The following is an 18,758-nucleotide window of genomic DNA, read 5'->3' on the forward strand; positions in this document are numbered from 1 at the left end:
TTCCGAGTTTGAGGAGGTGTGACCTAAGGCCACAGGAAGGACGTCGCGCAGGGCAGGGGATTACGCCAGAGTGTAAGATGTGAAATGGTCTAGACCAATAGACAGTTACCACATGTGTATCGCTGGCTGGGTAGATTGGATGGTATCGGCCGGCACTTTTCCATGGAGATCCCGATATGAAAAGCGTAGATAGTTTTAAGGCTTTGCACCAGTTGGATGTCGGCGGGCAGTCCTACGACTACTATCGGTTAGATGCGGTTCGTGGAGATGGCCTGGATGTTGCCAGCCTGCCTTATGGCTTGAAGATCCTGCTGGAAAACTTGCTGCGCACTGAAGATGGTGGCGATGTCACGGCCGATGATATTCGCGCCCTGGCCGCCTGGGACCCTGCTGCCGAGCCCGATCGTGAAATCGCCTTTACCCCCGCACGCGTTGTGCTGCAGGACTTTACCGGCGTGCCAGCCGTTGTGGACCTGGCCGCCATGCGTGAAGCCATGCAGGCCTTGGGTGGTGATCCGCAAAAAATCAACCCCCTGGCACCGGTAGAGCTGGTTATTGACCACTCGGTGATCGTGGACGACTTTGGCAAGCCCAGCTCGTTTGAACGCAACGTGGAAATCGAATACGAGCGCAATATGGAGCGCTACCAGTTCCTGCGCTGGGGCCAAAGTGCTTTTGATAACTTCAAGGTCGTGCCACCGGGCACCGGTATTGTTCACCAGGTGAACCTGGAACATTTGGCCCGCGTGGTCTTTACGCGCGATGAACAAGGCCGTCAGCTGGCGTATCCCGATACCTGTGTGGGCACGGACTCGCACACGCCTATGGTGAACGGTCTGGGCGTGGTGGCCTGGGGCGTAGGCGGTATCGAGGCCGAAGCCGCCATGCTGGGCCAGCCCATTTCCATGCTGATCCCCCGCGTTGTGGGCTTCAAGCTGACGGGCCAAATGCCTGAGGGCACCACGGCTACCGACCTGGTGCTGACGATTACCGATATGCTGCGTCAGCATGGGGTGGTCGGCAAGTTTGTGGAGTTCTACGGCCCCGGCGTCAGCGCTGTGCCGTTGGCCAACCGTGCCACTATCGGCAATATGAGCCCTGAATACGGCTCCACCATCTCCATGTTCCCCATCGACGAGGAAACCCTGCGTTATATGGAGCTGACGGGCCGCAGCAAAGAGCAGATCGAACTGGTACGTGCCTACGCCAAGGTTCAGGGCCTGTGGCACGATCCGCAGCACGAGCCTCGCTACTCCGAGCGCCTGGAGCTGGATCTGTCCACCGTTGTTCCTTCGATTGCTGGCCCCAAGCGTCCCCAGGACCGCATTGCGCTGTCCTCGTCCAAGCCTGCATTCCGTACCGCTGTGCGCGACTTGCTGGGTGACGATGTAGCGACCTACGATGAGGCCGTGGAAGAAAGTTTCCCCGCGTCGGACGTGCCTTCGCATAAGCCGCCAGCACCCCGTAAAGCTGCTGTGAAATTCACCTTGGCCGATGGTAGCCAGTGTGAGCTGGATCACGGTTCAGTGGTGATTGCCGCCATTACCTCGTGTACCAATACCTCCAACCCCAGCGTCATGATGGCCGCCGGTCTGTTGGCCAAGAAAGCCGTGGAAAAGGGCTTGAGCCGCAAGCCTTGGGTGAAAACCAGTCTGGCCCCCGGATCGCGCGTGGTCACGGACTACTACCAGCGTGCAGGCCTGACTTCCTATCTGGACAAGCTCGGTTTTGATCTGGTTGGCTATGGGTGCACTACATGTATTGGTAACTCTGGCCCCTTGATTCCAGAGGTCAGCCAGGCCATTAACCAGAACGATCTGGCCGTGGTGTCCACGCTGTCCGGTAACCGCAACTTCGAGGGCCGTATTCACCCCGAAGTGAAGATGAACTACCTGATGTCGCCACCGCTGGTGGTCGCCTACGCCTTGGCGGGCACCATGGATATTGACCTGTACCACGAGCCTTTGGGGCAGGGCAGCGATGGCAAGGATGTATTCCTGAAAGACATCTGGCCGTCTGCCGCTGAAGTGCAGGATGTGATCAGCAAGGCGATTGCCTCGGATATGTATCGTGATGGTTATGCCGATGTGTTCGCCGGTGACGAGCGCTGGCGCTCTCTGCCTACCCCCAAAGGGGATCGTTTCGAGTGGCAGGATGATTCCACCTACGTGCGCAAACCGCCTTACTTCATTGACCTGAAGCGCGATCCAAGCCCTGTCTCGGACATTCGCGGTGCTCGCGTGCTGGCCAAGCTGGGTGATTCGGTGACAACCGACCACATCAGCCCCGCCGGTTCGATTGCGCGTACCTCGCCTGCGGCAACGTACTTGATGGATCACGACGTCAAACCGCAGGATTTCAACTCTTACGGCTCGCGTCGCGGTAACCATGAAGTCATGATTCGCGGCACTTTCGCTAACGTGCGTCTGCGCAACCAATTGGCTCCGGGTACAGAAGGCGGCTATACACGCGACTTCACGCAAGATGGCGCACCAGTAGCCACGATTTACGATGCCTCGCGCAATTACTTGAATGCCGCTGTCCCGCTGGTGATTCTGGCCGGCAAGGAATACGGTTCGGGTTCTTCGCGTGACTGGGCGGCCAAAGGCACGGTGCTCTTGGGCGTCCGTGCAGTCATTGCCGAGTCCTACGAGCGTATTCACCGCAGCAACCTGCTGGGCATGGGCGTGATGCCTTTGCAGTTCCCGGCTGGCCAGAACGCCGAAACCTTGGGCCTGGCGGGGGATGAAGTCTTTGATATCGAAGGCATTACCGCCCTGAATCAGGACAAGATTCCCGAGAAGGTCAAAGTGCGTGCGGGCGATATCGAGTTCGAGGCTCTGGTCCGAATTGATACGCCTAGCGAAGCGCATTACTACCGTCACGGCGGCATCATGCAGTACGTTTTGCGGGGCTTGTTGAAGGCGTAAGCCCCGTAGCAGGCCCAGGCGTGTGCATGCACGCCCAACAGTGCGTCAGTTGTGCCCTGTGCAACTGGCGCACTGGTGTGTTTGAAGGGCCGGCACGGTTGCCGGCTCTTTGTTTGGATAAAGAAAAATGGCAAATACCCAAGAAGCGTCTTGGTCTGAACTCCTGTCTGGCCGTAATGGCTTGCGCTCACTGGCCTTGGCCGGGGGCGTGGCCGTTCATGCGATCAACGTGTACGTGGCGACTACGATTCTGCCCTCGGTGGTGGAGGATATCGGCGGGCTGGAGTACTACGCCTGGAATACCACGCTATTTGTGGTGGCCTCGATTCTGGGCTCGGCCCTGTCGCCACAAGTTCTGGAAAAACTGGGTCTGCGTTACAGCTTTTTGATGTCCTTGCTGTTCTTTGCCATTGGCACGACCCTGTGCGCGGCAGCGCCTTCCATGCCTTTCCTGCTCTTTGCCCGCACGATTCAAGGTTTGGGCGGTGGCTTGCTGCTGGGCCTGAGCTATTCTTCGATCCGGCTGGTATTTGAAGAGCGACTTTGGCCGCGCGTCATGGCCTTGGTATCCAGTATGTGGGGTGTGGCAACCTTGTCGGGCCCGGCGATTGGTGGGGTATTTGCCCAGATGGGGCAGTGGCGTCTGGCCTTCTGGAGTGTCCTGCCATGTGCTGCTTTGCTGGCGATCCTGGTCTGGACGCAATTGCGCGATGCGCGTGCACCTGAAACCCGTAAATCCGGTTCCACTTTGGGCAAGGTATTGCTGCTGACCGCTTCTGTGCTGGTCATGTCCGCAGGTAGCCTGTCTACTTCCTGGATGATCAATCTGGCCGGTGTGCTGGGCGGGGCGATTCTGGTTTATTTGATGGCGCGTGTCGACAGCAAGTCCACCAGTCGCCTGTTTCCGCAGGGCACTTACTCCATCAGCACGGCCTTGGGCAGTCTGTATGCCGGTATTGGTCTGGTCAGCGTGGCCGTGGCAACGGAAATTTTCATTCCCTATTTCCTGCAGATCATCCACCACATGAGCCCGCTGAAAGCAGGCTATCTGACGGCCTTGATGTCAGGCGGCTGGACCCTGGGTTCTATTGCCAGCTCCAGTCGGGGGCTGAAAACCGGGGATCGCATGATTATTGCCGGGCCTGTGCTCTCGGGCTTGTCATTGGCTGCCTTGGGCGTCTTTATCCCGTGGGTAGGCTTGAGTGAAGGGACGGACTATTCCTGGGCCTTGTATCTGTCTTTATTGGGAGTCGGAGTGGGAATTGGTCTGGCCTGGCCGCATTTGCTGACGCGGGTATTTCATTCCGCGCCCAAGGGGCAGGAGAATATTGCCTCGGCCGCCATTACCACCTTGCAGTTGTTCACGATGGCATTGGGTGCGGCCTTGGCAGGAATCATTACGACAGCCTCGGGCTTTGTGGACCCCGGTGGGGTGCAGGGCGCACGCCAGTCGGCGCAGGCTCTGCTGTGGTTGTTTGCCCTGGCGCCCCTTCTTGCAGCCTTCTTGTCCGGGCCTGCGCGTCGGGTGCGCCCCAAGGCTTAGTCCTGGACGGTGCTTTTGGGCAGGCGGAACAGCTCTGGATCCGGGCCAAGACGGCCGTCGGCCTGATCCAGGCTGGCAATGGCGGCCATATCGGCTTCGCTTAGCTCAAAGCTGAAAATGTCCATATTGTCGCGCTGGCGCTCGGGGGAGTTGGACTTGGTAATCACCATATTGCCCAGCTGAATCTGCCAGCGTAGCATGATTTGCGCCACGGAACGGCCATGTTCCTTGGCAATCTTGTTCAACACCGGGTTGTCCCACAGCGTGCCCAATCCCAGCGGGCTCCAGGCTTGCGTCTGGATGGCGTGGTCTTCGTGGTAATGGCGCGATTCAGCCTGCTGAAAGCCGGGGTGCAGCTCGATCTGGTTCAGTACGGGCAACACACCTGTCTTGTCCAGCAAGGTTTGCAGGTGCTGGGGCAGGAAGTTGCACACCCCAATCGACTTCACACGACCTTCATTGCGCAGATTGATCAGCGTTTCCCAAGTCTGGATGTACTGGCGGTTCTTGGGCACGGGCCAGTGAATCAGGTACAGATCCACATAATCCAGCTGCAGCTTGTCCATGCTTTCTTCAAAGCCTGCACGGGTATTGTCGTGGCCATGCATGTCATTCCACAGCTTGGTGGTCACAAACAGCTCTTCGCGTGGCACCTTGGACTGACGAATCCCTTGGCCCACCTCGGCCTCGTTACCGTAGATGGCGGCGGTATCGATCAGGCGGTAGCCTGCTTCGATGCCACTGCACACCACATCGGCCGTTTGCTCGGCAGGTACCTGCCACACGCCCATGCCCAGTTGTGGCGCACGGTTATCGTCGTGGAAGGTGATTGTTGGGGGGGTAGTCGACATAGGTCTCTCCTCGGTTGAGTGCACGGCAAAACAGCCAGGACATGGCTGATGAAACCACCGCGCATTGGGAACGATCGGGCTCTAGAGTACAGGCGGTGTCAAAGCAAAAGTCCTTAAAAGGACCTGAATCCGCATGGGATGGACACGCGAAGCTTGTACGTAGGCAGGAAATTAGCTTATTGTTTTTTGTCCTGCGGCGATTATAGAGGCGTCGACTGGATTTTTTCTTAAGATGTTGCAATCTGCATCATTCATAATCCCATATAAGCTTTAGCTCTATGGGATTCCAGCTGGAGTAAGTATGAGCGTACATACCACGCAGGTCCGCGTTAGCGTACCCGCCTTGATCGCCTGCAAGGGCAAACAAAAAATTGCTTCATTAACAGCCTACATCGCGCCTATCGCACGTATGCTGGACGAGCACCTGGATATGATTCTGGTGGGCGATTCGACCGCTATGGTGGGCTATGCCATGCCCGATACCTTAAGCATTACGGTCGATATGATGGCGGCCCATGCTGCTGCCGTGGTGCGTGCGACTCAACATGCTTGTATTGTCGTGGATATGCCGTTTGGCAGCTATCAGGAATCACCCCAGCAGGCATTTGCCAATGCATCGCGTATGCTCGCCATCAGCGGTGCCCAATCGGTGAAGCTGGAAGGCGGTCAGGCCATGGCTGAAACCACGCGCTTCCTGGTCGAGCGCGGTGTGCCCGTGCTGGCACACGTGGGTTTGATGCCCCAGTACGTCAACACCATGGGCGGTTACAAGGCTCAAGGCATGACAGATGCGGCTGCCCAACGTGTGCTGGAAGACGCGGTGGCTCACGCACAGGCGGGTGCCTGGGGGGTGGTGCTGGAAGGGGTGGCAGAAGGTCTGGGTCGCCGTATTACTGAAACCATCGCCATTCCGACCATCGGTATCGGTGCGTCCCCCGCATGTGATGGCCAGGTTCTGGTGACGGAAGACATTCTGGGTCTGACCAATGGCAAGATCCCCAAGTTCGCCAAACCCTACGCGGATGTGGGTGCCTTGATCTCCCAGGCAGCCGGTCAATACGCGGCTGAAGTGCGTGATGGTTCTTTCCCCACGCTGGATCAATGTTTCGGTGTGAAACGCTAGTCCGGCTAACTATTCCGCATTAGAATATTCCGTGTTGATAAATGCGGCATTCACATAGAACGACATGGAAATTCGCCAATTAGAAGCCTTTGCAGCGGTAATGTCTGCTGGCAGTGTTACCGCTGCTGGCAGACTGCTGGACCGCTCTCAGCCAGTGGTTAGCCGCCAGATCCAGGAGCTGGAACAGGAACTGGGCTTCAGGCTTTTTACCCGCACCCGTCCGCAGGTCACCTTGACTGAACAAGGGCGCGAGTTCTATCTGGAAGCCCGGCCCGTGCTGATGAATCTGGAGGTGCTGCAAAGCCGCGCTCTGGAAATCGCCCGTGGGGGCCTGCGACCCCTGCGCATCGTGACTACTCACGCCTTGGCGATTGGCCTGGTGCCGCAAGCGCTGGGCATCATGGAGCAGCACGATCCGGCCTTCAAGCAAAAGCTGATTATTGATACGGTAAAGCCGGAAGAAGTGGTGCAAGCCATTGACGAAGGACGGGCCGATCTGGCGGTGACCAGTTTGCCGCTGGACATTGATGGCTGCACCTTGCATTGGTCAGGTCAAAGCCCCTGCCTGCTGGGCATGGCCGTCAATCATCCCCTGGCCAAACAGGAACTGGTGCGTCTCAGTGATATTCAGGGCACCCCCCTGATTTCCATCCAGAACCGCCACCGCTTGCGTCATACCCTGGCAACCGCCTTGCTGCGTGCCAGTCCGGAAGCCCCGGAAGATATCCGTCATATCGAGGTTGCCTCCTCGTTGGAAGGCCTGGTTCTGGCCAGCCAAGGGGTAGGCGTGTCCTTGATTGACCCCTTTACCGCCCACGGCCTGCCACTGCCCAACGTCGTGTTGCGCCCGATTGATATCCATGTGCCTTATATGGTCGGTGTGGTGTCCTTGCGATCCCGCGAACTGCGTCCGGATGCGCAGCGCCTGGTCGAGGCCATGCGGCAGTATGTGCTGCAATTTATCCCGCGCTTTGTGCTGGGGGATGACACCGGTTTGCCAAGCACCCAGGATCCGTTTGACTCGCTGTAATCAACACGCTTGTTGATCAAGGCTCGGGCGGCTTGGCTGGATGCTCGTCCGCCTCTGCAGGCCTTAGGGGATCATCGCGTACGCCAGAACTTCCAGCTTCATGCCCGGCTCCACCAAGGCTGCAACGCCAACACTGGCGCGGTTGGGGAAGGGCGCGGAGAAAAACTCTCTGTACACCTTGTCGATGCTGTCCATGTCGGCAACATCGGTCATGTAGATCAGCACTTGGGTGACATTTTCCAGGCTGCCCCCGGCCGCTTGCGTGGCCCGTTGCAGATTGGCAAAGGTCAGGCGAGCTTGCTGCTCGATGCTTCCCGTATCAATGCTGCCGTCCGGCCGCACAGGTCCGTTCACCGTAAACAGCATTTCCCCCTTGGCTTTGACGGCCCAGGAAAACGCTTGCTTCAGGGGTGGCAGTCCGACGTCGACAACTTGTTTCATCACTTGCTCCGAGTAGGGGTGACCGGCAAGGACGCAAAGAGCGCGTGCGTGGCATCGCCCAAGCGGGTGTTGGGACGAGCCTGGTCAAGAATGACATCGAAGTGGTTGCGTGCTGGCATTTCGATGGGGGGCAGATACCGGACACCTAGTGCATCAAGCGCATCGGCAAAAGCCTGACTCTGGCGTTTGAACTCCGAGGTTTCGATTTCTCCCCAGCTGATGATGGCGGGCGGAAAGCCCGTCAGATCAAGCAGTTGGGGGCTGATCGCTTGTGCGCTCGCCGTGTCCAGAGACAGTGCCTCATTGATGCTGGTGCCAATCAGGGGCTGCAGGTCGTAAATGCCTGAAACGAGTACCGCCGCTGCGGGTGCCCCTACGGGTAAATCGGCATCATCTTTCCATCCACGCAAGCAGCACATGGCAGCCAGATGCGCGCCGGCAGAACTGCCAGACACGACGATACGTTGCGGGTCAAAGCCCAGTTCTTCGCCATGTTGATGCAGCCAGCGCAGAGCCTGGCGGCACTCCAGCACCATGTCGTGGACAGAGGCTTGCGGTGCCAAGGTGTACTCAATGGCGGCAAAGGCAATGCCGGCCTCGGTGCAGTCCGGGGCCGAGAATAAAGAGGAAGCCTTGGAAAGCTCCTGCCAGTAGCCGCCATGAATAAATAGCAGCAGCGGCGGGAGGGATTCCGAGTCGCGGGGTGCAGGTAAAAAGAGGTCAAGCTTATGCGCGGCGGCATTGCCATAGGCAAGCTCGGCATGCCGAGCTCCGTTTTGCAAAGCTGCTGCGCTAAGTGTGGCGTAGTCCTCGATATAGGGTGCGTAGTTCCCGCCTATACAGGAACTGGGCGAGTATTCACGTTCGCGCTCCTGCGCGGAGAGTAAGTCCTGTGGGGCTTGCATTACAGCGCGGTCCGAACAGTCCAGATCTCGGGGAACAGCACCACATCGAGCATCTTGCGCAGGTAACTGACGCCGCCTGTGCCGCCCGTGCCGCGTTTGAAGCCGATGACGCGCTCAACAGTCGTGACATGGCGGAAACGCCAAAGACGGAAGGCGTCCTCAATGTCGGTCAGCTTCTCGCCCAGCTGGTATAGATCCCAGTGTGCATGCGGGTCACGGTAGACCTCCAACCATGCAGCTTCCACCTCGGGGCTGGCTTCGTAGGGCTGTGTCCAGTCACGGTCCAGGTGATCGGCGGGAATGGCAAAGCCCTGGCGGGCCAGCAGGCGCAGCGACTCGTCATAGAGCGAAGGGGCACGGTACGCCTTGTCGACCATCTGGAGCAGGTCTGGCCTATGGGCATGGGGCTTGAGCATGGCCGCATTCTTGTTGCCCAGAGCAAATTCAATGCAGCGATACTGCGCGCTTTGAAAACCGCTGGAGCTGGCCAGATAAGGGCGCATCGCCGTGTATTCCGGCGGGGTCATGGTCGAGAGCACGGTCCAGGCACTGACCAGCTGCTCCATGATGCGCGAGACCCGCGCCATCATCTTGAAGGTGTCGGCGTAGCGGTCGGCTGCGATGGCTGCAGTGGCGGCGGTCACTTCATGCAGCATCAGTTTCATCCAGAGTTCGCTGGTCTGGTGCTGGATGATGAACAGCATTTCGTCGTGGGCAGGCGAGAGCGGGTGCTGAGCGCCCAGCACCTCGTCCAGGTGCAAGTAGTCGCCATAGCTCATGGATTGGCTGAAATCCAACTGCGCTTTTTCTTCCGAAACAATGCGCTCTGTCTCGCTGATTCCCTTGTCAGCCGATGCTTTGGAAGCATTCATTTGTTCTGTTCCCGGTACGTTAATAATGATCTGCGCGACCTGTGGAACAGGTCGCGTGGGTCGATAGAAAATCAAAGTCGCGTTGCGCGCCGAGAGGAGTTTGCAATGCATCTTGCCCGAAGGTCTCCATCAGCGGCAGGATGCGGTCACCTGAGTAGGCGGGCATAGGGGTAAAGCTGAAATGGGTCTGTGGTTTCATAATTTCATCCCACTTAAATTTATGCGTTGATCTTATGGATTTAAGGGTCTTGCGCCAAGCTGTTTTTTATAGAAGCATAACTTTTTCTGAAAAACTTAAAAAACGGGTTTTTTTATGCAAATAGAACTGGATCAGGTGGATGGCAGTTTGCTGGCCGAGCTGCAAGGAAACGCCCGGCTGACAACAAGCGAGCTGGCGCAAAAAGTGGGTATATCGCAGTCGCCTTGCTGGCGTCGGATTCGACGCATGGAAGAAGCCGGGCTTATTTCAGGCTACCACGCCCGGCTGGATCGTCGTGGCCTGGGTTATGGCGTGGTGGCCTTTGTCAGCATCAGTGTGGACTTTCAAAATGAAGAGCGTTCGGTGCAATTTGTAGAGGCTGTGCGCGATATTCCGGAGGTGGTGATGTGCCACGGCATTGCCGGTCCGGCGGATTTTTTGCTGATGGTCGTGGCCAAGGATCTGGACAGCTATTCGGAATTGTTGCAACGAAAATTGCATCGTTTACCCGGTGTCCGGCAAGCGCAGACCAGTTTTTCCTTGCAGGAATTCAAGGGCCTTAACGCACTGCCAATCCCAGCAATGGCCGGCCCTGCAGCCTGATCAAGTGCTCTGCAAAAGCTGATGCGCGGCTCGCTCACAAAGCGTGTCGAGTCGCTCATCACGAATCAGGTGGCTAAGGGTTAGCTCTGATTTGTTGTCGTAGAAGTCCGTCCTTAGAATTGATCAAAAATCACAAATCTTTGCTCGAATTCACGTTGTGACGGAATTTAATGAAACATTCAGATGCTGCAAGCACAAGCGCTCCGCTCGAAGCTTTTCAACCCATCGTTCGGCAATCCGTCAACGAAGCGGTCTATCAAGCCCTACGTAACAAGCTGATGCACGGTGAGTACCGTGCGGGCCAAGTGCTTGGCATTCAGTACCTGGCCGATGCGCTGGGCACCAGCACCATGCCCGTGCGCGAAGCACTGCGCCGTCTGGTGGCACAGCAGGGGCTGGAGCCTTTGCCTAACGGCACTACCCGTGTTCCTTTGATCACCAAAGCCTGCCTGAGCGATATTCGCCGCGCCCGTGTTTTGATCGAAGGCACCGTCACCGAATGGGCGGGGCCTTTCCTGACTCCGTCCGTGCTGGATCAGCTGGAACAACTGGCGCAAGAAATCACCCAAGAGCGCCGCACGCCCAAAGGCGTGGCCAGCAGTCTGGAAAAAAACCGGATCTTTCATTTCACGATTTACGGAGCTGCTCAGTCTCCCGTCATGCTCGCCATGATCGAGAGCCTGTGGCTGCAGTCGGGCGCTTACTTGCGTGAAACCCGCGAGCAGCTGCACAACGAAGACTCTGCCGATCACCTGCACGAATCCACCGTCAAAGCGCTGCGCGCGGGCAATTTTGCCCAGGCGCGCCAATACATTCAGGAAGATGTTTCCTGGATCTTCGACCGCTTGGACCTGGCCGATTAAGTCGATCTCTCAACTACTCATCACCACCAAAGACCATGCTAAAAAAACATAGATCAAAAGCAGTGACCGAGGGCGTGACTCGCACCCCACACCGAGCCTTTCTGCGTGCAACAGGCCTGGACGATGATGATCTGGACCGTTCGATGGTCGCCATCATTGGCACCGCCGGAGACAACACACCCTGTTCCAAATCGCTGGGCCCACAAGCAGACAGCGTGCGCCTGGGTGTAGCCCAAGGTGGTGGTGTACCCGTCATGATGAACACGATTTCCGTGTCCGATGGCACCTCCATGAACCACGCTGGCATGCGCATGAGTCTGGTCTCGCGCGAGATGATTGCCGACAGCATGGAAATAGCCGTGCGTGGCCATGCCTATGACGCTCTGGTTGGTTTGGGCGGTTGCGACAAGACGCTGCCCGGCACCCTGATGGCCATGGCGCGCCTCAATGTCCCTTCGGTTTTCATTTACGGTGGCTCCATGTTGCCGGGCTACTCGCCCGATGGCACTGAAAACACGGTGCTGACTGCCATTGAGGGTGTGGGTCGTTATCAGACTGGGGCGATTTCCCTGGAGCAACTGCACGGCATTGAGCGCACCTGTGCCATGACCGTGGGCTCCTGTCCGGGCCAGTTCACCGCCAATACCATGGGTATGGTGGCAGAGGCTTTGGGCATGTCCTTCCTGGGTTCGTCGACCACCCCGGCGGTTTACAGCCAGCGGCACGCACTGGCTCGCCGAGCTGGTCGCCGCGTGATGGAGATTCTGGAAAACGGGGGGCCTTTGCCGCGTGATCTCATCACCCGCAAGAGTCTGGAAAATGCCGCAGCGGCTGTTGCAGCGACTGGCGGCTCGACCAACGTGGCCTTGCATATCCCTGCCATTGCACACGAAGTGGGCATTCGTTTCACCATGGACGATCTGGCCGAAGTGTTCAACCGCACGCCGCTGATTGCCGACCTGCAGCCTGGCGGCCGTTATCTGGCTCGCGATCTGGACGTGATCGGTGGGGTGCCTGTAGTGCTCAAGGCACTGCTGAAAAGCGGCCACCTACACGGCGATGTGTTGACCATTACCGGCGAAACCTTGGCCGAAGCCCTGGAGAGCTTCCCCGATGTGGATGGCCGTATCGTGCGTAGCAGCGATCAGCCCATCCATGCGTCGGGCGGTCTGGTCGTGCTCAAGGGCAATCTGTGCCCCGATGGCGCCTTGCTGAAGATTGCCGGCTTGAAGTCTTTGGTTTTTGAAGGCCGTGCTCGCGTCTTTGAAACCGAGGAAGATTGCATGGCCGTGGTATCCAAGCAGGCCTACGAGACTGGCGATGTACTGATCATCCGCAACGAAGGACCCAAAGGCGGCCCCGGCATGCGCGAGATGTTAAGCGTTACTGCGGCTATTTACGGCCATGGCAATGGCGAGAAAGTAGCACTGCTGACCGATGGCCGTTTCTCCGGCGCGACACGTGGCATGTGTATTGGCTATGCCAGCCCCGAGGCGGCAGCCGGTGGGAACATCGGCTTGGTGCGCGACGGCGACCGTATCACCATCGATGCCACGCAAAGCAGCATGCAGCTGCATGTGTCCGACGAGGAGCTGGCTGCACGCAGAGAGCAATGGAAACCCTTCGTACGAGATCGTTTGGCTGGCGCGCTGGAGAAGTACGCACGCTTGGTTGGACCGACCAATGAAGGGGCAGTGACTCATTCGGGTGCTGCCGAGTGGCCGCAAGAGCAGCTTGAGGACGTATAAGATGAAACTCGGTTTTTGCGGTTTGGGATTGATGGGTGCTGCCATGGTGCAGCGCCTGCTGAAAGCGGGTCACGAGGTCAAAGTCTGGAATCGCTCCAGAGAAAAGGCCGAACCGCTGGCAGCGCTCGGCGCGCAGATTGTGGGCACGCCACGTGAAGCGGCTGAAGGCACCGACGGCGTCTTGTTATGCCTGTTTGATGCCAAGGCTGCCGAGGCTGTGGTGTTCGGTGCGGACGGGATTGCTCAGGCAACGGGCCTTAAATGGCTGGTGGATCACTCCAGTATCGACCCCGAGGCCACACGCAAATTGGCCGCCCGTTTGCTGGAAAGCTGCGGAGCGGACTGGATTGATGCCCCGGTGTCTGGCGGTATTCCCGGCGTGGAGGCCGGTACCCTGGCCATCATGACGGGCGGTAGTGAAACCCATATGGCTGAAGCCGAGGCCGCCATGCGCGCCTATGCCGGCAATATTACGCATATGGGGCCTTCCGGTACCGGGCAGGCGACCAAGCTGTGCAATCAGGCCATCGTGGCGACCTCGATTGCGGCGCTGGCCGAAGCCATTGGCTTTGCCCAGCGCAATAACATCAATGTGGACAAGCTGGCACCGGCGCTGGCGGGCGGCTGGGCGGACTCCAAGCCCTTGCAGATCTTTGCCCCGCGCATGATAGAAGCCCAGGCGAAAAGCATCGGTGCGCTCTCGACCATGCTCAAGGATATCGACACCTTGATCGCCAATGCTCAACAAAGCGGTGCGCCTATGCCGGTTGCGGCCAGCGTGCAGCAAATGTTGCGCGTGGCAAGCGCCATGGGTTTGGGTCAGGCCGAAGTGTCTGCCTTGGTCAGCGTTGTGCTGCCTGAGCAGCGTGACGCCTTCCTTCGCCAGATAGACGCATAAGACAGGCGGCTCCCATGCAACTATCCGCTAATCTCAGCTGGTTGTATCGGCATCTGGACTGGAGCGAACGTTTCGAGGCTGCAGCGGCTGACGGTTTTCAGGGCGTCGAGATTTTACTGCCCTATGACTATGCACCCGACTGGTACGCCAGTCAGTTGCAATCCGCCAAGCTGGAACTGACACTGATCAATACGCCGATAGGCGAGGGGCAGGGCCGTTTGGGCTGGGCGGCCATTCCCGGCGCACAGGCGCAGTTTCAGGAAGCCTTTGATCGCGCCCGTGCTGTGGCACAGGCTACCGGCTGCCGCCGTATTCATGTGATGGCGGGTGACGTCAGCCTTTTTGCACAGCAAGACTGTCGGGCCGCACTGCTCAGTAATCTGGAACAGGCTTTGGCCCTGGCTGAAGCGGATGATCTGGTGCTGACGCTGGAGGCGCTCAACCGCAGCGATATGGCCGGGTACTTCTATTATTTGCCCGAGCAGGTCATTGAGGTGCTCCAGCATTTCAACTCCCCGCGCCTGCGTCTGCAGTTTGATTACTACCACTGCGTCAAAGAAAGTCTGGATGTCCCGTCCAGCGTGGCAGTCTGTGCTCCCTGGATTGGCTATGTGCAGATCGCGGGTGCCGATGGTCGCTACGAGCCTGATCTTGCACAGCATGATTTGCTGGCAGGCGTAGCCGCTTTGCCCGCCTTGGCTTACGACAGCTGGCTGGGTTGCGAGTATCAGCCTCGCGGCTTGCCTTCAGAAGGTTTGGCTTGGTGCCAGCCCTTGCGTGATCGTGGTGTGCTGGCTGCGCCACGTCAGCGTGATGCTGCTTGCATGCAGGCTGCCGGGAGATAAGCCATGAAGCACGTCTTGATTACCGGCGCCAACGGCTACATCGGTCAAGCGCTTGCTCGTGCGGCGGCCAAACTGCTTGCGGCTAATGAGATTCAAAGCCTGACGCTGACGGATTTGGCTTTTGAAGAGCAAGGCTATCCCCACCTGCCTGGACTGCGTTGCATTAGTGGTGACTTGTCCGATAAAGCCGTGCTGGGGGCGGTGCTAACGCCAGCACCCGACACGGTTTTCCATCTGGCCTCGGTGACCAGCCGGCTGGCTGAAGAGAATTTTGCACGGGGTTTGCGCGTCAATATAGACGGCACGATAGGCTTGTTTGAGCATCTGCGACAGCAAGGCCAGTGTCCCGTTGTGGTGTATGCCAGCAGTATCGGTGTCTTTGGTACGCCACTGCCCCAGCAGGTGGATGACAACACGCCCGTCGCACCCACTTTAAGTTACGGAACGCAGAAGCGGATGGTGGAACTGCTGCTTGCCGATTACAGCCGCCGGGGTTTTCTGGATGGCCGCTCGGTTCGTTTGCCTACTGTGGTTGCCCGCCCCATGACTGCTGAAACGGCCTTGTCTTCATTTGCCAGCTCTTTGATCCATGCCTTGGCTGCTGGAAGCACTTACGAGTGCCCCATCGGCCCGCAAGGCTGGATCTGGCTGCTTTCCTTGCCCGCCTGTGTGCAGCACCTTCTGACAACAGCGAGCCTGGAAGCCGCTCGCTTGCCCGCTGGTCGGGTGTGGAATCTTCCCGCCCAGCGTCTTCAGGTGGCAGACCTGGTACAGGCTGCCAAATTCCGCTATGGCCGGGGGGCCGATGCGGGATTGAGCTTTCAGTCCAACCCTCAGTTTGACCAGCAGTTTGCCCAGTGGCCGCCTTTGACAACGGCAATCGCCACGCAGTTGGGTATGCATCATGACGGCGATGCCGAAACCTTGATTGAGCAGGCCCTTGTCTCCTGACGGGCCTGGCTAACTATACCTATAACGATCTACCACCAAAAAAGGATTTCCCCATGAAGAACCGATGGATTTCTCGCCTGTTGGGTATGGCCTTAACCAGCCTAGCAGTGGCAGCTGGTCCCGCAAAAGCGGACAAGCCTGTGGAGCTGACTTTCTCTGCCTGGATTCCGCAAACGCATGTGCTGGTGGCGAACTTCATGAAGCCCTGGGCCAAAGAGGTGGAGCAGGCCACTGAAGGGCGCGTCAAGATCAACTTTCTGACCAAGGCCGTGACCAACCCGGTAGGGCACCTGGATGCGGTACGCAATGGGATTGTGGATCTGGCCTTTATTTCCTATTCCTATTACCCCGGCAATTTTGATTTGATGAAGTTTGCCATGCTGCCCTTCTCGGGCAATAGCGCCGAGTCTACTTCGCTGGGGGCCTGGGACATTTATAGCAAGTACCTGCAAGATGCCAAAGAGCATCGCGGTATCAAATTGCTAGGCATTTATGGACACGGCCCAGGCAGCGTCTACACCACTGACAAGCAGGTACAGAACATTGCCGACTTCGAGGGCCTGAAGCTGCGCATTGGTGGTGGTATGCAGGCCGACTTGTCCAAGGCCCTGAAGGTGAACGCGGTTGTGAAGCCAGCCTCCGAATCGTATGAGCTGCTGAGCACCGGCGTGGTGGACGGCGTGCTGTTCCCGCCCGAATCTGTGGCCTCTTTCCGCCTGGATACGGTGGTCAAGCACGCCACGGTTTTTCCCGGTGGCCTCTATGCGGATCTGCACGGCATCATCATGAACCCGAGCGCCTTTGATCGTTTGTCTGAAAAAGACCGCGAGATTCTGATGAGCCTGTCCGGTGAGCATATTGCTCGCCTGGGCGGCAAGGCCTGGGGGGATGCAGACGTGGCCGCCATGAAGATCCTGGAAGAGCACAAGGTGCAGTTTCATCCTGCCAGCGATGAGCTGATTGCCGCCGTCAAAGAGCGCACAGCGTCCTTCGAGCAGGCATGGCTGGATGCTGCCAAGGCCAAGGGCATAGACGGGCCTGCTGTACTGGCCGAGTTTCGTGCCGACCTGAAGCAGCGGGAAAGCGCGAATTGATCAGCACACGCAGACTGTCTTGAACCTGCTGTGCGCCTCGTGCGCCAGCAGCCCCGGAGCTACAAAGCATGAACTCCATTCTCTCTTTATTAAGAGCGGGTCTTCGACGTTTGACCGAGTTATGCATGGTCTCGCTGGCCTTGCTGACTCTGGCTGATGTATTAGGGCGCTACATTTTCAACGTATCGGTCATGGGGGCGGTAGAGCTGACCGAAATACTGATGGTAGGTGTCATTTTCTGCGGCATCGTGTTTGCCACCATGGCGCGTGAACACGTTGTTGTTGATGTAGTGCCTATTCCGGGTGGGGAGAAGGGTGTCCGTGTCGTCCATGTCACCAGCCACCTGCTGGCTGCTGGAATCAGTGCCTTGCTGGCCATGGTCAGCTGGACACAAGCCGAGTCGGCGGCCGAATACCTGGATCAGACCACTTTGCTGGGGCTGCCATTGGCTCCGGTTGTTTATTTCATGAGCATCATGCTGTTCGTCAACACCATCGTGGAGCTGGCTCAGCTTCGCCGGGATCTGAACGCAGACACCGCCCATCTGGAAGAAGAGGCACAGAATGACTGAAGCACTGATTGGCTTTGCAGCCATGCTCCTCTTGATCTTCCTGCGGGTGCCGGTGGCGTTTTCCATGGCCCTGGTGGGCTTTATTGGCGTTGGCATCATGCGCAATTGGCCTTCTGCCTATGCCATGACCGGCGCAGTCGTGCGTGAAAGCGGATTTCAGTATTTGCTGTCCGTGTTGCCGTTGTTCATCTTGATGGGTAATTTCATTACTCAAGCCAAGTTGTCCAAAGAACTGTATGCCGCGGCGTATGCCTTCCTGGGCCATCGTAAAGGTGGTTTGGCCATGTCTACGGTGGTGGCCTGTGGTGGCTTTGGTGCCGTGTGTGGCTCCAGCCTGGCAACAGCGGCCACCATGTCCAAGGTGGCTTATCCGGAAATGCGCAGACTGGGCTATAGCCGTGCGCTGGCTTCCGGTTCCATCGCTGCCGGTGGCACGCTGGGCATTCTGATTCCGCCCTCTATTGTCATGGTGGTCTATGCCATCTTGACCGAGCAGAGCATAGGCAAGATGTTTGCTGCCGGTATTTTGCCGGGCCTGCTGGCCATTATTTTCTATCTTCTGGCGGTGCGCTGGACGATCTGGCGTGACCCCAATGCGGGCCCTCCCGGCGAGCGCATGAGCTGGAAAGAGCGTTTGCTTGCGTTGCGCGATGTCTGGGGCGTGCTGGTGCTGTTCATCATCGTCATGGGCGGTATTTACGGCGGGATCTTCAGTTCTACCGAAGCGGCGGGGATTGGTGCGTGTGGTGCCTTCCTGTTCGCGCTGTTGCGTGGCCGTTTGACCTGGCAAGTGCTTTCCAACGTGCTGGTCGAGTCGGCGCGTACCACGGGGATGCTGTTCATGGTGCTGATCGGAGCCTTGCTGTTTTCCAGCTTCATCAACTTCACCTCCATGCCTGGCGATTTGCAGGATTGGGTGCAACAGTTCGATATGAGCCCGATCGTGGTGATTCTGCTGATTTGCGCGATTTACATCGTGCTGGGCAGTGTGTTGGAAAGTATGTCCATGGTCTTGCTGACCGTGCCTATTTTCTACCCCTTGGTGCAGCACCTGGGCTTTGACCTGATCTGGTTCGGCATCATCGTGGTGGTGGTGACGGAAATCAGCTTCATCACCCCGCCCGTGGGCATGAACGTGATGGTCCTGAAAAGCCTGCTGCCCGACGTGAAGATGAGCACGCTGTATCGGGGTGTGATTCCCTTCGTGGTAGCCGACGTTTTCCGCCTGGCGGTGCTTTTGGCCTTCCCGGTCATCTCGCTGCTTTTGCCCAAATACCTTGGATAAAAACG

The 18,758-nt window shown here is 58.0% G+C and carries 18 protein-coding genes; 13 read left to right on the forward strand and 5 right to left on the reverse strand.

Translation table 11 applies throughout. From position 1 onward, the window contains the following. The first annotated feature begins 176 nt into the window (after positions 1-176). Together acnA and KOE80_RS01855 are read left to right on the forward strand one after the other, a co-directional pair. Positions 177-2,930: an aconitate hydratase AcnA gene (acnA, locus tag KOE80_RS01850; protein ID WP_226348216.1), complete on the forward strand. Its 2,754-nt coding sequence runs from the start codon at positions 177-179 to the stop codon at positions 2,928-2,930. Positions 2,931-3,057: 127 nt separating this feature from the next. Further along, positions 3,058-4,473 carry an MFS transporter gene (locus KOE80_RS01855; RefSeq protein WP_226348217.1) on the forward strand — a complete coding sequence of 472 codons (1,416 nt, stop codon included), beginning with the start codon at positions 3,058-3,060 and terminating at the stop codon, positions 4,471-4,473. On the opposite strand, the gene KOE80_RS01860 is transcribed toward KOE80_RS01855, so the two are convergent. Next, positions 4,470-5,324: an aldo/keto reductase gene (locus KOE80_RS01860; RefSeq protein WP_022983645.1), complete on the reverse strand. Its 855-nt coding sequence runs from the start codon at positions 5,322-5,324 to the stop codon at positions 4,470-4,472. The genes KOE80_RS01855 and KOE80_RS01860 overlap by 4 nt on opposite strands. A 301-nt stretch (positions 5,325-5,625) precedes the next feature. On the opposite strand from KOE80_RS01860, the gene panB reads away from it, so the two are divergent. Together panB and KOE80_RS01870 are read left to right on the forward strand one after the other, a co-directional pair. Next, positions 5,626-6,447: a 3-methyl-2-oxobutanoate hydroxymethyltransferase gene (gene panB / locus KOE80_RS01865; RefSeq protein WP_009456821.1), complete on the forward strand. Its 822-nt coding sequence runs from the start codon at positions 5,626-5,628 to the stop codon at positions 6,445-6,447. 64 nt (positions 6,448-6,511) lie between these two features. Beyond that, positions 6,512-7,477 (forward strand): LysR family transcriptional regulator, encoded by a 966-nt coding sequence (locus KOE80_RS01870; protein ID WP_009456820.1) that lies wholly within the window; start codon positions 6,512-6,514, stop codon positions 7,475-7,477. Between the two features lie 63 nt (positions 7,478-7,540). Here the strand turns inward: KOE80_RS01870 and KOE80_RS01875 are convergent, their stop codons facing one another. The 4 genes from KOE80_RS01875 to KOE80_RS01890 are packed head-to-tail and all read right to left on the reverse strand — an operon-like array spanning position 7,541 to position 9,894. Beyond that, a complete protein-coding gene (locus KOE80_RS01875) occupies positions 7,541-7,918 on the reverse strand; it encodes a RidA family protein (protein WP_035269810.1) in 378 nt (125 codons plus the stop codon). Then, complete coding sequence (locus tag KOE80_RS01880) at positions 7,918-8,823, reverse strand: alpha/beta hydrolase (protein ID WP_226348218.1); 906 nt, start codon at positions 8,821-8,823, stop codon at positions 7,918-7,920. The genes KOE80_RS01875 and KOE80_RS01880 overlap by 1 nt, the downstream gene beginning before the upstream one ends. Continuing rightward, on the reverse strand, positions 8,823-9,695 hold the full coding sequence (kynA, locus tag KOE80_RS01885; RefSeq protein ID WP_021447253.1) for a tryptophan 2,3-dioxygenase: 873 nt from the start codon (positions 9,693-9,695) through the stop codon (positions 8,823-8,825). The genes KOE80_RS01880 and kynA overlap by 1 nt, the downstream gene beginning before the upstream one ends. Before the next feature lie 19 nt (positions 9,696-9,714). Continuing rightward, positions 9,715-9,894 (reverse strand): hypothetical protein, encoded by a 180-nt coding sequence (locus KOE80_RS01890; RefSeq protein WP_021447252.1) that lies wholly within the window; start codon positions 9,892-9,894, stop codon positions 9,715-9,717. A gap of 114 nt (positions 9,895-10,008) precedes the next feature. Here KOE80_RS01890 and KOE80_RS01895 point away from each other — a divergent pair, with 114 nt between their 5' ends. The 9 genes from KOE80_RS01895 to KOE80_RS01935 all read left to right on the forward strand — a co-directional run bounded on the left by KOE80_RS01895 (position 10,009) and on the right by KOE80_RS01935 (position 18,753). Beyond that, positions 10,009-10,497 carry an Lrp/AsnC family transcriptional regulator gene (locus KOE80_RS01895; protein WP_035269814.1) on the forward strand — a complete coding sequence of 163 codons (489 nt, stop codon included), beginning with the start codon at positions 10,009-10,011 and terminating at the stop codon, positions 10,495-10,497. A gap of 170 nt (positions 10,498-10,667) precedes the next feature. Further along, positions 10,668-11,360, forward strand: coding sequence for a GntR family transcriptional regulator (locus tag KOE80_RS01900; protein WP_009455428.1), 693 nt, complete (start codon positions 10,668-10,670; stop codon positions 11,358-11,360). Between the two features lie 35 nt (positions 11,361-11,395). Continuing rightward, positions 11,396-13,108, forward strand: coding sequence for a dihydroxy-acid dehydratase (ilvD, locus tag KOE80_RS01905; protein WP_031232959.1), 1,713 nt, complete (start codon positions 11,396-11,398; stop codon positions 13,106-13,108). A 1-nt stretch (position 13,109) separates the two neighbouring features. Next, positions 13,110-14,006 carry an NAD(P)-dependent oxidoreductase gene (locus KOE80_RS01910; protein WP_226348219.1) on the forward strand — a complete coding sequence of 299 codons (897 nt, stop codon included), beginning with the start codon at positions 13,110-13,112 and terminating at the stop codon, positions 14,004-14,006. Positions 14,007-14,020: 14 nt separating this feature from the next. After that, positions 14,021-14,851 carry a hydroxypyruvate isomerase family protein gene (locus KOE80_RS01915; RefSeq protein ID WP_226348220.1) on the forward strand — a complete coding sequence of 277 codons (831 nt, stop codon included), beginning with the start codon at positions 14,021-14,023 and terminating at the stop codon, positions 14,849-14,851. A 3-nt stretch (positions 14,852-14,854) separates the two neighbouring features. Beyond that, on the forward strand, positions 14,855-15,802 hold the full coding sequence (locus KOE80_RS01920) for an NAD-dependent epimerase/dehydratase family protein (RefSeq protein WP_226348221.1): 948 nt from the start codon (positions 14,855-14,857) through the stop codon (positions 15,800-15,802). 53 nt (positions 15,803-15,855) lie between these two features. Beyond that, positions 15,856-16,896, forward strand: a complete 1,041-nt coding sequence (locus tag KOE80_RS01925; protein ID WP_226348222.1) for a TRAP transporter substrate-binding protein — start codon at positions 15,856-15,858, stop codon at positions 16,894-16,896. A gap of 68 nt (positions 16,897-16,964) precedes the next feature. After that, positions 16,965-17,468, forward strand: coding sequence for a TRAP transporter small permease (locus tag KOE80_RS01930; RefSeq protein ID WP_226348223.1), 504 nt, complete (start codon positions 16,965-16,967; stop codon positions 17,466-17,468). Beyond that, positions 17,461-18,753 (forward strand): TRAP transporter large permease, encoded by a 1,293-nt coding sequence (locus KOE80_RS01935; RefSeq protein ID WP_035269825.1) that lies wholly within the window; start codon positions 17,461-17,463, stop codon positions 18,751-18,753. Before KOE80_RS01930 ends, KOE80_RS01935 begins: the two co-directional genes overlap by 8 nt. The last annotated feature ends 5 nt before the right edge of the window (positions 18,754-18,758 follow it).

It is taken from the genome of Alcaligenes sp. 13f, from assembly GCF_020496585.1.
In the GTDB taxonomy this organism is placed as follows: Bacteria; Pseudomonadota; Gammaproteobacteria; order Burkholderiales; family Burkholderiaceae_B; genus Alcaligenes; species Alcaligenes phenolicus.

What these genes read in the sequence shown, in the direction of transcription:
- KOE80_RS01875 (WP_035269810.1), bottom strand. Translation starts at nt 7,918, where the DNA reads ATGAAACAAGTTGTCGACGTCGGACTGCCACCCCTGAAGCAAGCGTTT.
- KOE80_RS01925 (WP_226348222.1), top strand. Translation starts at nt 15,856, where the DNA reads ATGAAGAACCGATGGATTTCTCGCCTGTTGGGTATGGCCTTAACCAGC.
- KOE80_RS01880 (WP_226348218.1), bottom strand. Translation starts at nt 8,823, where the DNA reads ATGCAAGCCCCACAGGACTTACTCTCCGCGCAGGAGCGCGAACGTGAA.
- kynA (WP_021447253.1), bottom strand. Translation starts at nt 9,695, where the DNA reads ATGAATGCTTCCAAAGCATCGGCTGACAAGGGAATCAGCGAGACAGAG.
- KOE80_RS01900 (WP_009455428.1), top strand. Translation starts at nt 10,668, where the DNA reads ATGAAACATTCAGATGCTGCAAGCACAAGCGCTCCGCTCGAAGCTTTT.
- acnA (WP_226348216.1), top strand. Translation starts at nt 177, where the DNA reads ATGAAAAGCGTAGATAGTTTTAAGGCTTTGCACCAGTTGGATGTCGGC.
- panB (WP_009456821.1), top strand. Translation starts at nt 5,626, where the DNA reads ATGAGCGTACATACCACGCAGGTCCGCGTTAGCGTACCCGCCTTGATC.
- KOE80_RS01890 (WP_021447252.1), bottom strand. Translation starts at nt 9,894, where the DNA reads ATGAAACCACAGACCCATTTCAGCTTTACCCCTATGCCCGCCTACTCA.
- KOE80_RS01910 (WP_226348219.1), top strand. Translation starts at nt 13,110, where the DNA reads ATGAAACTCGGTTTTTGCGGTTTGGGATTGATGGGTGCTGCCATGGTG.
- KOE80_RS01870 (WP_009456820.1), top strand. Translation starts at nt 6,512, where the DNA reads ATGGAAATTCGCCAATTAGAAGCCTTTGCAGCGGTAATGTCTGCTGGC.
- KOE80_RS01935 (WP_035269825.1), top strand. Translation starts at nt 17,461, where the DNA reads ATGACTGAAGCACTGATTGGCTTTGCAGCCATGCTCCTCTTGATCTTC.
- KOE80_RS01860 (WP_022983645.1), bottom strand. Translation starts at nt 5,324, where the DNA reads ATGTCGACTACCCCCCCAACAATCACCTTCCACGACGATAACCGTGCG.
- KOE80_RS01920 (WP_226348221.1), top strand. Translation starts at nt 14,855, where the DNA reads ATGAAGCACGTCTTGATTACCGGCGCCAACGGCTACATCGGTCAAGCG.
- KOE80_RS01855 (WP_226348217.1), top strand. Translation starts at nt 3,058, where the DNA reads ATGGCAAATACCCAAGAAGCGTCTTGGTCTGAACTCCTGTCTGGCCGT.
- KOE80_RS01930 (WP_226348223.1), top strand. Translation starts at nt 16,965, where the DNA reads ATGAACTCCATTCTCTCTTTATTAAGAGCGGGTCTTCGACGTTTGACC.
- KOE80_RS01915 (WP_226348220.1), top strand. Translation starts at nt 14,021, where the DNA reads ATGCAACTATCCGCTAATCTCAGCTGGTTGTATCGGCATCTGGACTGG.
- KOE80_RS01895 (WP_035269814.1), top strand. Translation starts at nt 10,009, where the DNA reads ATGCAAATAGAACTGGATCAGGTGGATGGCAGTTTGCTGGCCGAGCTG.
- ilvD (WP_031232959.1), top strand. Translation starts at nt 11,396, where the DNA reads ATGCTAAAAAAACATAGATCAAAAGCAGTGACCGAGGGCGTGACTCGC.